Consider the following 11,639-nt stretch of genomic DNA (forward strand, 5'->3'; position numbering starts at 1 on the left):
CTGCCTTCCGTTCACAATTGTTAAAACGTTCACGCGGGGGCTGGTATCCCTTTGCCGCCCCGCCCAACCGCAGAGTCGTTGCCCATGAAGAAACCGTTGCGCTGGTTCGCCTTGATCCTGTTCATGCTCGCCCCGGTGCTGGCGTCCGCCCAGCAGCAGGGTCTGGAGATCGACATCATTGGCGGCAACGCCTCGGCCCTGCCGATCACCGTGGTGCCCATGCCCTACCAAGGTAGCGCGGCCGCTCCGCCGACCGACGTGTCCGCAGTTGTCCGTGCCGACCTCGAGCGCTCGGGCGCCTTCCGCACGTTGCCGGAGGCCCGCATCGCCGAGCGTCCGACCCGGGGTGGCGAGATCCAGTATCCGACCTGGCAGGCCCTGCGCCAGGACTACATCGTGGTCGGTCGCGTGGTGGATGCCGGCGACGGCGGCTATCGCGTCGAGTACGAACTCTTCGACGTGGCCAAGAAGGAGCGCATGCTCGGCCTGGCCATGACGGCGCGCTCGAATGCGCTGCGTGACGTCGCCCACCAGATGGCCGACGCCATCTACGAGAAGATCCTCGGCGTGCGTGGCGCGTTCTGGACCCGCATCGCGTACATCACCGCCGCCGGTACGGGCAAAGCGGCGCGCTACGCGCTGATGGTGGCCGATTCCGACGGCTACAACCCGCAGACGGTCGTGCGCTCGGCCGAGCCGCTGCTGTCGCCATCGTGGAGCCCGGATGGCCGCAAGCTGGCCTACGTCAGCTTCGAGAGCGGCAACTCGGCCATCTATATCCAGGACATCTCGACCGGTGCGCGCGAGAAGATCGCCAGCTTCCGCGGCATCAATGGCGCGCCCGCGTTCTCGCCCGATGGCCGCCAGTTGGCGTTGACGCTGTCGCGCAGCGGCAATCCCGAGATCTACGTGATGGACCTGGGCAGCCGTTCGCTGCGCCAGCTCACCAATACGTCCGCCATCGACACCGAGCCGGTGTGGAGCGCGGATGGCGGCAGCATCTACTTCACCTCCGACCGCGGCGGTCGCCCGCAGATCTACCGCGTGCCCGCCGCTGGCGGCAGCGCCAGCCGGGTGACGTTCGAAGGCAACTACAACGCGACGGCTACGGTGTCGTACGATGGCAAGAAGGTGGCAGTGGTGCAGGGCAGCGGCAACAACTACCGCATCGCCCTGATGGACAGCAGCCTGGGTGGCGCGCGCTGGTCGTCGCTGTCGCCGGGCTCGCTGGACGAGTCGCCGAGTTTCGCCCCCAACGCCAGCATGGTGCTGTACGCCGCACGCGAAGGCGGGCGCGGCGTGCTGTATGCCGTGTCCGCGGACGCGCGCGTACGCCAGCGTCTGGTCGTGGCGAATGCGGATGTGCGTGAACCTGCGTGGTCGCCCTACCGTACCGCTCGTTAAGTTTGTGTCTACAATGTGACCCCTCGCTCCACCTGTCCCCCTGTTCCAATGACGCAAGGAATGACCATGAACAACACCACCCGTGTTCTGATGCTGTCCCTGATGTCCGTCGCCGTGCTGGCGGGCTGCAAGAAGGACGTGAAGCCGACGCCGCCGGCCGACACCACCACCACCACGCCGACCACGCCGACCACCCCGACCACGTCGGGCGTGTACGGCCCGGGCGACCTGGACACCGACGCCTGCCTGCGCCAGCGCGTGGTCTACTTCGACCTCGACCAGGACGCCCTGAAGCCGGAGTTCCAGGCCATCATGGGGTGCCACGCCAAGTACCTGCGTGACCGTCCGTCCTCGCGCGTCACGCTGGAAGGCCACGCCGACGAGCGCGGCAGCCGTGAGTACAACATCGGCCTGGGCGAGCGCCGCGGCAACGCCGTGAATTCCGCCCTGCAGGCCAGCGGCGGTTCGGCCAGCCAGCTGTCCGTGGTCAGCTACGGCGAAGAGCGTCCGGTCTGCACCGATTCCAGCGAGTCCTGCTGGTCGCAGAACCGTCGCGTCGAGATCGTCTACACGGCCAAGTAAGCCGTCGTCGCCACGATGATCGTGAAGAAGACGTACCTGCTGGTCCTCGCGGCGGCCCTCGTGGCCGCCGCTCCCGCTCACGCGCAGCGCGTCAGCCTGGCCGATCGCGTGGCCGCGCTGGAAGCGAAAGCGAACAATCCGCAGCAGAACCTGGACCTGCTCAACAAGGTCACGCAGCAGGAATCGGAACTGCGTGAGCTGCGTGCCCAGCTCGAGCAGCTGCAGAACGAGAACGAGCAGCTCAAGCAGCGTGGACGCGACCAGTATCTGGATCTGGACGGTCGCCTGAATCGACTGGAAGGCGGCGCCGCGCCGTCACCGGTCGGCACGCCCGCGGCCACACCCCCCCTCGGCAGTGCGCCGGCCACCGCGCCGGCGCCCGTCGTGTCCGCTACGTCCGAGCGCCCACCCAGCGTCCATGGGGACACGGGAGCGATGTCCGCGGCGGGTGACGAGCGTACTGCCTACAACGTGGCCTTCGACAAGCTCAAGGCCGGCGATTACGCGGATGCCGCGCAATTGTTCACCAGTTTCCTGCAGCTCTATCCCAGCGGCGTGTACGCCCCCAACGCCCTGTACTGGCTGGGCGAGAGCTACTATGTCACGCAGAACTACGCGCTGGCTGCGGAGCAGTTCCGCGCGCTGCTGGCGCAGTATCCGACCCACGACAAGGCGGCAGGCGCCCTGTTGAAGATCGGCCTGTGCGACTACGGCCTCGGCAAGCTGCCCGAAGCCGAACGCACGCTGGGCGAGGTCATCGCCAAGTACCCGGGCACGGATGTCGCCCGTACGGCCGACGACCGCCTGCGCGCCATCCAGCTCGGCCGCTTGCGCTGAGTCTAGGAGATGCCGGTGCTCCTGACGGAGACGCCGGACCGGCAGGGCGTATCATGCGCACCCCATGAATGACGCCGCCCGCCCCAGCGAAATCGTCCAGTCCCCGCTGGAACGCCTCAAGATCACCGAGATCTTCCTGTCCCTGCAGGGCGAGGCGAACGCGGTCGGCTGGCCTACCGTGTTCGTCCGCCTGACCGGCTGCCCGCTGCGCTGCCAGTACTGCGACACTGCCTATGCCTTCCACGGCGGCGAGTGGCGCGAGATCGACGACATCGTCGCCGAGGTCGCCCGGCATGGCGTCCGCCACGTCTGCGTCACCGGCGGCGAGCCGCTCTCGCAGAAGCGCTGCCTGGTGTTGCTGAAGAAGCTCTGCGACGCCGGTTTCGACGTCTCCCTGGAAACCTCGGGTGCGATCGATATCGCCGAGGTCGATCCTCGCGTGTCGCGCGTGGTGGACCTGAAGACGCCAGGCTCCAAGGAAATGGCGCGCAACCGCCTTGAGAACCTGCCGCTGCTCACCGCGCGCGACCAGGTGAAGTTCGTGCTGTGCGGCCGCGCCGACTACGAGTGGGCGCGCGGCATGCTGGCCGAGCATCGCTTGCCCGAGCGCTGCGACGTGCTGTTCTCGCCCAGCAAGTCCGAACTGTCGCCGCGCGACCTGGCGGACTGGATCGTCGAGGACCGCCTGCCGGTTCGCTTCCAGATGCAGCTGCACAAGCTGCTGTGGGATGACGAGCCGGGACGCTGAGCAGCGCCTGCGGTAGCCTACCCATCACCCCACGAAACATCGCCCCATGAAGAATGCCGTCGTCCTGCTGTCCGGAGGCATGGACTCCGCCGTCGTCGTCGCCATCGCCCGCGAGCAGGGCTTCGCCGTGCATGCGCTGAGCGTGCGCTACGGCCAGCGGCACACCTCCGAACTCGATGCCGCCGCGCGCGTGGCCACTACGCTCGGCGCCGCCGCGCACAAGACCGTGCACGTGGACCTTCGCAGCATCGGGGGCTCCGCGCTGACCGATGACATCGACGTGCCCGAGGCCGGCGGCCCCGGCATCCCCGTGACCTACGTGCCGGCCCGCAACACCATCATGCTGTCGGTCGCGCTGGGCTGGGCCGAGGTGCTGGGCGCCAACGACATCTTCTGCGGCGTCAATGCGGTGGACTACTCGGGCTATCCGGATTGCCGCCCGGAATTCATCGAGGCCTTCGAGAAGCTCGCCAACGTGGCGACCAAGGCAGGCGTGGAAGGCGCGGGCTTGCGCATCCAGGCGCCGCTGCTGCGCATGAGCAAGGCCGACATCGTGTGCGAGGGCGTGCGCCTTGGGGTGGATTTCGCGCAGACCGTGTCGTGCTACCAGGCCGATGCCGAGGGCCGGGCCTGCGGCCATTGCGACGCCTGCCGCCTGCGCGCCGCCGGCTTCGCCGACGCCGGCGTGCCGGATCCCACTCACTACGCCTGACGGGCGCGTTTCGCCCCCGCGCGGACGATGCGCTAGAATGCGCGTCCCGGTGCAAGGCCGGGATGCGTTCCCGGGCCGTTAGCTCAGTCGGTAGAGCAGAAGACTTTTAATCTTTTGGTCGAAGGTTCGAATCCTTCACGGCCCACCACGTACATCCCGCCGCCGCGCCATCATCGCGCCGCGTTCGCGTCGGCGCCCTGCAGGGAATCTTCCACGTGGCGATGGCAGTGCGTGACTGGACGGCGCAGGCGATCCAGCGCATCGAAGCGGACTTCAACCGGTCTGCCGACACCCACCTGATCCCGCTGCCGCTGCCCGGTTTTCCCGGCATCGATGTCTATCTCAAGGACGAGTCCAGCCATCCGACCGGCAGCCTGAAGCACCGGCTGGCACGCTCGCTGTTCCTGTATTCGCTGGCGAATGGCTGGCTGCGCGAGGGCGCGCCGGTGATCGAGGCCTCCAGCGGTTCGACGGCCGTGTCCGAGGCCTATTTCGCGCGCCTGCTCGGGTTGCCCTTCATCGCCGTGATGCCGTCGTCGACCTCGCCCGACAAGATCGCGGCCATCCAGTTCCAGGGCGGACGCTGCCACCTGGTCGAGCAGGCGGCGGAGATCAACGAGGTCTCGCGGCGACTGGCGCAGGAAAGCGGCGGCCACTTCATGGACCAGTTCACCTATGCCGAGCGCGCCACGGACTGGCGTGCGAACAACAACATCGCCGAATCCATCTTCAAGCAGATGGAAGCCGAACCCCACCCCGTGCCGGCGTGGATCGTCTGCAGCCCCGGTACCGGCGGCACCAGCGCCACGTTGGGACGCTACGTACGCTATCGCCGCCACCCCACGCGCGTGATGTGTGCCGACCCGGAGCACTCGGTGTTCTTCGACCAGTACCGGGGTGCGTGCGGCGGTTGCGACGACACCACGTTGACCTGCGCGCGCGGTTCCGGGATCGAGGGCATCGGTCGCCCGCACTGCGAACCCAGCTTCATCCCGGCGTGCATCGATGCGATGGTGAAGGTGCCCGACGGCTTGAGTCTGGCGGCCATGCGCCACGTCAACGCGGTGCTGGGTCGCCGGGTTGGCGGATCGACCGGCACCAACTTCGTCGGCATCCTCGCGGCGGCCATGCGCATGCGCGAAGAAGGCCAGGTGGGGTCCATTGTCAGCATCCTGTGCGACAGTGGTGAACGCTACGCGCACAGCTACTACAACCGGGACTGGTATCTGGAGCGCGGCATCCCCATCGTGGAGAACGACGATGCCATCGCCGCCGCTCTCGCCGGACGAGGCCTGCCGTCGCTGGCACGGGCCGACTGGCCGGACTGAAATCCCCTTTTTGCAGATGGTATTGCCATGACCAATCCACTCCTCGACTTCTCTGGCCTGCCGCGGTTCGACGAGATCCGCCCCGAGCACATCGCACCCGCCATCGACCAGTTGCTGGCCGAGGCCGAGGCGGCCGTGAAGGTGGCGGAATCCGTCACGCCGGTGACATGGGATACCTTCGTGGTGCCGCTGGACGATGCGACCGAACGCCTGTCGCGGGGCTGGAACCAGGTGACGCACCTAGAGGCGGTCGCAAACTCGCCCGCGCTGCGCAGCGCGTACAACGCGCAGTTGCCCAAGGTGACCCGCTTCTGGAGCGCACTGGGACAGAATCTTGCGCTGTACCGGCAGTATCGCGCGCTGGCGGATACGCCGGAAGCGGCGCACTACGATGCCGCACGCCGCAAGGTCCTGGACAACGCGCTGCGCGACTTCCGCCTCGGTGGCGCCGAGCTGCCGGACGCGCAGAAGGCACGCTTCGGCGCGGTGAAGGAAGAACTGGCGAGCCTGTCGGCGAAGTTCTCCCAGAACGTGCTGGACGCCACCGATGAGTACGAATTCTGGATCAAGGACAAGCAGCACCTCGGCGGCCTGCCGCCGGACGTCGTATCCGCCGCGCGCGCGGCAGCGAAAGCCGACGACGAGCCGGGCTGGAAGTTCACCCTGCAGATGCCGTGCTACCTGCCGGTGCAGGCCTACGCCGACGACCGCGCGTTGCGCGAGACCCTCTATCACGCCAATGCGGTGCGCGCCTCCGAACTCGCCGGCAACGACGCACTCGACAACTCTGCGCTGATCGACCGCATCCTCGCCCTGCGTACCGAACTGGCCGCGCTGCTGGGCTTCGCCAGCTACGCCGAGTATTCACTGGCCACCAAGATGGCCGATACGCCGGACGAGGTGCTGCAGTTCCTGCGCGACCTCGCCGCACGCGCCAGGCCGCACGCGCAACGCGACCGTGCCGAGCTGGAAGCGTTCGCGCGTGACCATCTGGGCCTCGAAACGCTCGAAGCGTGGGACCTGGCGTACGCCAGCGAGAAGCTCAAGCAGGCGCGTTACAGCTTTTCCGCGCAGGAGGTGAAGCAGTACTTCACCGAGCCGGCGGTGCTGGCCGGCCTGTTCGGGGTGATCGGCGACCTCTACGGCCTGCGTGTCGAGCAGGATGAAGCGCCCACGTGGCATCCCGACGTGCGCTTCTATCGCCTGGTCGACGGCGACGGCAGACTGGTCGGCCAGTTTTACCTCGACCTGTACGCCCGCGAAGGCAAGCGCGGCGGCGCCTGGATGGACGATTGCCGCAACCGCCGCGAGACGGCAAACGGCACGCAGACGCCCTTGGTGTATCTGGTGTGCAACTTCGGCAAGGGCATGGACGGCAAGCCAGCCACCTTCAGCCACAGCGACGTGACCACGCTGTTCCACGAAATGGGCCATGGGCTGCACCAGTTGCTGACGCAGGTCGGTGAACTCGGCGTGGCCGGCATCAACGGGGTGGAGTGGGATGCGGTGGAGCTGCCCAGCCAGTTCATGGAGAACTTCTGCTGGGAATGGGAGCGGGTGCAGTCCATGACCGCCCACGTGGACAGCGGTGAGCCGCTGCCGCGCGCGCTGTTCGACCGCATGGTCGCGGCCAAGCACTACCAGAGCGGGATGGCGACCGTGCGCCAGCTGGAATTCGGCCTGTTCGACATGCAGCTGCACAGCGCGTTCGACGCCGGCAACGACACCGTGCTGGCGCTGTTGGACCGTGTTCGCGACGAGGTGGCCGTGAACGTCCCGCCGGCGTTCAACCGCTTCCCCCACCAGTTCAGCCACATCTTCGCGGGCGGCTACGGGGCGGGGTACTACAGCTACAAGTGGGCCGAAGTGCTCAGCGCGGATGCCTATGCGGCCTTCGAGGAAGCCCCCGCGCACGTGGCCGAAACGGGGGCGCGGTTCCGGCATGAGGTGCTGGCGCGTGGCGGCAGCCGCAGCGCGGCCGAGAACTTCCGCGCGTTCCGCGGCCGCGCGCCGCGCATCGAGGCCTTGCTGCGTCACGCCGGCATGGCCGGCTGAGCGGTTCGAACGCGCTCCCGGGCGCCTCGATCCAGGTGCGCACGGGGGCCGGGGCCGGGCGTTTGACCATGACTGTAAACGTTTTCATAATGCTTGCCCTGTCATACCCGCGTTCCGGGGAGGATCGCTTACATGCCGCATCAGCGAAGGATCGAGGGCCTGATCGCCGCCATGACACTGGAGGAGAAGATCGGCCAGCTGGGCGCCTTTGCCGATGCGTTGCGGCCGTTCGCGTTCGAGTTCAATCCGGAAACCTTCGCGCGCGATGCCGAGCAGGTGCGCGAGCAGATCCGCAGCGGTCGCGTCGGTGCGCTCTTCAATGGCGTGGGCGTGGCGGAAGGCCGTGAGGCGCAGCGCATCGCGGTGGAGGAAAGCCGACTCGGCATTCCGCTGCTGCTGGGCGCCGACGTGATCCATGGCATGCGCACCGTGTTCCCGATTCCGCTGGGCGAAGCGGCCAGCTTCGAGCCCGACCTCGCCGAGCGCACCGCGCGCGCCACCGCCAGGGAGGCCACGGCCGCGGGAATCCACTGGACGTTCGCGCCGATGGTCGACGTCGCCCGCGACCAGCGGTGGGGCCGCGTCGCCGAAACGTCGGGCGAAGACGTCTATCTGTCCTGCGAGTTCGCCGCCGCCCGCGTGCGCGGCTTCCAGGGCGACGACCTGACGGCATCCGATTCGCTGCTGACCACGCCCAAGCATTTCGCCGCCTATGGCGCGATCTCCGCGGGACTGGATTACAACTTCGTGGACATGGCGCCGCAGACCCTGCGCGACGTGCACTTGCCGCCGTTCAAGGCGGCGATCGATGCCGGCGCGCTGACGCTGATGAGTTCGTTCAACGACATCAACGGCGTGCCCGCCTCGGCCAACCGCGAGCTGCTGACCGACATCCTGCGCGGCGAGTGGGAGTTCGAGGGTTTCGTCGTCTCGGACTACACCTCCGACCTGGAGCTGGTGGCGCACGGTTATGCCAGCGACGAGGCCGACGCCGCGCAGAAGGCGCTGTCGGCCGGACTGGACATGAGCCTGCAGAGCGGCATCTACGCCGGCCACGTCGCCACGCTCGTCGAGCAGGGTCGCCTGACCATGGACGAGGTCGACGAGGCCGTGCGCCGCGTGCTGCACGTCAAGGCCGCGGTCGGCCTGTTCGACGATCCCTACCGCTGCCTGGATGCCGGGCGCGAAGCCGACCAGTCGCACATCGCTGCGCACGATGCGCTGGCACGCGACTGCGCACGCCGCTCGGTCGTGCTGTTGAAGAACGAAGGCAACCTGCTGCCCCTGAAGAAGGCCGGCCAGCGCATCGCGCTGATCGGCCCGTTCGCCCAGGACACCGCCAACCTCGGCGGCTGCTGGAACATCTTCGGCGACGCCTCACGCATGGTCGACATGGAGACGGGCGTGCGCGCCGCGCTGGAGGATCCCTCCGCGCTGGTGGTGGTGCCGGGCAGTGGCATCGAGGCGCCGCTCGAAGGCGGCATCGAGGCGGCAGTGGCGGCTGCGCGCGAGGCCGATGTCGTATTGCTGGCGCTGGGCGAGCCGCACGAGTTTTCCGGCGAGGCGCAGTCGCGCACGCAGATCGTGATCCCGGCCGCGCAGCAGGCGCTGGCGGAAGCGGTGGCCACGGCGGGTACCCCGGTCGTCGTGGTGTTGCGCAACGGCCGCGCGCTGGCGCTGGAAGGTGCGGTGCGCGATGCGCAGGCGATCCTGGTGGGCTGGTTCCTCGGCACACAGACCGGTCCCGCGCTCGCCGACGTCGTGTTCGGCGACTACAACCCGTCGGCGCGGCTGCCGGTGAGTTTTCCGCAGGATGCCGGGCAGCAGCCGTACTTCTACAACCATCCGACGACCGGACGCCCCAATGTGCCGGGTACGCCGCGCTTCTTCCAGACGCGCTGGCGCGAAGTCAGCCACGCCGCGCTGTATCCGTTCGGCCATGGCCTGTCGTACACCCGTTTCGACTACGGTGCGCCGCAACTCGACACGGCGCGCCTGGGTTGGGACGACGCGCTGACCATCCGCACGCGCGTCGCCAACCAGGGCACGCGCGATGGCGAAGAGGTCGTGCAGCTTTACCTGCGCGACCGCACCGCCAGCCGCGTGCGGCCCGTGCGCGAGCTGAAACGCTTCCGCAAGATCGCGCTGGCGGCAGGCGCATCCCAAGAGGTGGTGTTCACGCTGACGCGCGCCGATCTCGAATTCCACGGCGTCGACAACCGTCCCGTCGCCGAACCCGGTCTGTTCGACCTGTGGGTCGCGCCGTCCAGCGCCGTCGGCGACGCAGTGACGTTCGAACTGCTGGCTCCCTGAGTCCGCATGACCTGGCATGAAGCGGCGACGCCGGTCGTGGGCGCGCGCGAGCGCATCGCCACGCGCATCGTCTTCTTCGTGGCAGGGTTCGCCATCTCCGCCTGGGCGCCGCTGATTCCATTCGCCAAACGCCGGCTTGCGCTGGACGACGGGCAGTTGGGCCTGATGCTGTTGTGCCTGGGCGTGGGATCGGTGCTGATGATGCCGGCGGCGGGCGGCCTGGCGGCCCGGTTCGGATGCCGACGCGTGATGCTGGCGGCGGGGGCGGTGATCTGCGCGTGCATGCCGGCACTGATGCTGGCGCCGACCCTTCCCCTGCTTGCGCTGGTACTGGCGCTCTTCGGTGCGGGCATGGGCGTGCTCGACGTGGTGATGAACGTGCAGGCGGTGATCGTCGAACGCGCTGGCGGCCGCGCGATGATGTCCGGCTTCCATGGCATGTACAGCGTCGGCGGCATCGCCGGCGCCGGGGGTGTCGCAGGCGCCCTGGCGCTCGGCGCGTCGCCGTTGTCGGCGATCGTCGCCATGGCGATCGTTGCGGCGCTGCTGCTGGCGACCTGCCGCCGCGGGCTGCTGCTGGAAGGGGACGGAGGCGATCATCCGGCGTTCGTGCTGCCGCGTGGACGTGTGTTGCTGATCGGCGCGGTGTGCTTTGCGATGTTCCTGTCGGAGGGGGCGGTACTGGACTGGAGCGCGGTGTTCCTGACATCGGTGCGTGACGCTGACCCTGCCATCGCCGGTTTCGGGTACGTCGCCTTCGCGGTGACGATGACGATCGGCCGCCTGACCGGCGACCGGATCGTGCATGCCCTGGGTGCGTTCCGGGTCGTGGTGTGCGGCGCGCTGCTTGCCGCCGCCGGGTTCGCGCTGGTCGTCCTGGTCGCGTCGCCCCTGGCCGGACTCGCCGGCTTCGCCCTGGTCGGTGCCGGCGCGGCGAACGTGGTGCCGGTGATGTTTTCCGCTGCCGGTCGCCAGCGCAGCATGCCCACGCACCTGGCGGTCGCGGCGGTCACCACGATGGGCTATGCGGGTGTGTTGCTGGGACCGGCGGCGTTGGGCTTCATCGCCAAGCTCACCTCGCTGGCGACCGCGCTGGGATTGCTCGTCCTGCTGCTGACGGCGGTGGCAGCGGTCGCACGCGTCGCCACGCGCGACTGATACGCCTACGGGCGCGGCGCGCCGCGCATCATCGGAGGGGCGGGATAGCCGCCGTGCGGGCCGTAATACCCGCCGGGACCATCGTACCGGTCCACGTTGATGTTGAGATTGAAGGTGCGCGGCTTGCCTTCGTCGTCGTACGTGGTCTTGCAGAGGTTGAGGTTCGCTGCGTTGTAGGTGCTGCGGCCATGGCCCTTGCTGTAGCCGACGCCTGCGGTGACGCTGCCCGACACGCCGTCGCCATCCTCATCGCCGTAGCGGACGCAGGGATCGACCGGAGTGGCCGGCGACGCGCCCTTCTTCGGGCGTGCCGGTTGCGTATCGCCATACCAGGTGCCGGGCGGATCCTGACGGTATGCAGCGGAGGAGGGCAGGCTGAGATCCAGCGCTTCGGCATTCGACTGGGCCGATGCCGACGAGGCGCTAAGCAGGGCCAGCAGGGCGAGGGGCAACGTCTTCATGGGCAATCCCGGAAGCGCGGTCCGCCGGCTGGCCGACCTTG

10 protein-coding genes and 1 tRNA gene are annotated in these 11,639 nt (G+C 68.3%); 10 read left to right on the forward strand and 1 reads right to left on the reverse strand.

Going from position 1 to position 11,639, the window contains the following annotated elements; translation table 11 throughout:
• Positions 1-84: 84 nt before the first annotated feature.
• The 10 genes from tolB to CYU89_RS07350 all read left to right on the forward strand — a co-directional run bounded on the left by tolB (position 85) and on the right by CYU89_RS07350 (position 11,137).
• Complete coding sequence (gene tolB / locus CYU89_RS07305) at positions 85-1,404, forward strand: Tol-Pal system beta propeller repeat protein TolB (RefSeq protein ID WP_296279782.1); 1,320 nt, start codon at positions 85-87, stop codon at positions 1,402-1,404.
• A gap of 66 nt (positions 1,405-1,470) precedes the next feature.
• Positions 1,471-1,986: a peptidoglycan-associated lipoprotein Pal gene (pal, locus tag CYU89_RS07310; RefSeq protein ID WP_296279783.1), complete on the forward strand. Its 516-nt coding sequence runs from the start codon at positions 1,471-1,473 to the stop codon at positions 1,984-1,986.
• 15 nt (positions 1,987-2,001) lie between these two features.
• On the forward strand, positions 2,002-2,823 hold the full coding sequence (gene ybgF / locus CYU89_RS07315; RefSeq protein WP_296279786.1) for a tol-pal system protein YbgF: 822 nt from the start codon (positions 2,002-2,004) through the stop codon (positions 2,821-2,823).
• Between the two features lie 64 nt (positions 2,824-2,887).
• The gene (queE, locus tag CYU89_RS07320; RefSeq protein ID WP_296279787.1) at positions 2,888-3,571 is read left to right on the forward strand and encodes a 7-carboxy-7-deazaguanine synthase QueE; all 684 of its coding nucleotides are present in this window, start codon (positions 2,888-2,890) and stop codon (positions 3,569-3,571) included.
• A gap of 46 nt (positions 3,572-3,617) precedes the next feature.
• Positions 3,618-4,283 (forward strand): 7-cyano-7-deazaguanine synthase QueC, encoded by a 666-nt coding sequence (gene queC / locus CYU89_RS07325; protein ID WP_296279789.1) that lies wholly within the window; start codon positions 3,618-3,620, stop codon positions 4,281-4,283.
• A gap of 72 nt (positions 4,284-4,355) precedes the next feature.
• Positions 4,356-4,431, forward strand: a tRNA-Lys gene (locus CYU89_RS07330).
• Positions 4,432-4,504: 73 nt separating this feature from the next.
• The gene (locus tag CYU89_RS07335; RefSeq protein WP_296279853.1) at positions 4,505-5,611 is read left to right on the forward strand and encodes a PLP-dependent cysteine synthase family protein; all 1,107 of its coding nucleotides are present in this window, start codon (positions 4,505-4,507) and stop codon (positions 5,609-5,611) included.
• A 27-nt stretch (positions 5,612-5,638) separates the two neighbouring features.
• Positions 5,639-7,666 (forward strand): M3 family metallopeptidase, encoded by a 2,028-nt coding sequence (locus CYU89_RS07340; RefSeq protein WP_296279791.1) that lies wholly within the window; start codon positions 5,639-5,641, stop codon positions 7,664-7,666.
• Positions 7,667-7,798: 132 nt separating this feature from the next.
• On the forward strand, positions 7,799-9,979 hold the full coding sequence (locus CYU89_RS07345; RefSeq protein WP_296279793.1) for a glycoside hydrolase family 3 N-terminal domain-containing protein: 2,181 nt from the start codon (positions 7,799-7,801) through the stop codon (positions 9,977-9,979).
• A gap of 6 nt (positions 9,980-9,985) precedes the next feature.
• Positions 9,986-11,137, forward strand: a complete 1,152-nt coding sequence (locus tag CYU89_RS07350) for an MFS transporter (RefSeq protein WP_296279794.1) — start codon at positions 9,986-9,988, stop codon at positions 11,135-11,137.
• Positions 11,138-11,142: 5 nt separating this feature from the next.
• Here the strand turns inward: CYU89_RS07350 and CYU89_RS07355 are convergent, their stop codons facing one another.
• Positions 11,143-11,598: a hypothetical protein gene (locus CYU89_RS07355; RefSeq protein ID WP_296279797.1), complete on the reverse strand. Its 456-nt coding sequence runs from the start codon at positions 11,596-11,598 to the stop codon at positions 11,143-11,145.
• Between the last annotated feature and the right edge of the window lie 41 nt (positions 11,599-11,639).

This window comes from Pseudoxanthomonas sp. (assembly GCF_002863005.1).
In the GTDB taxonomy this organism is placed as follows: domain Bacteria; phylum Pseudomonadota; class Gammaproteobacteria; order Xanthomonadales; family Xanthomonadaceae; genus Pseudoxanthomonas_A.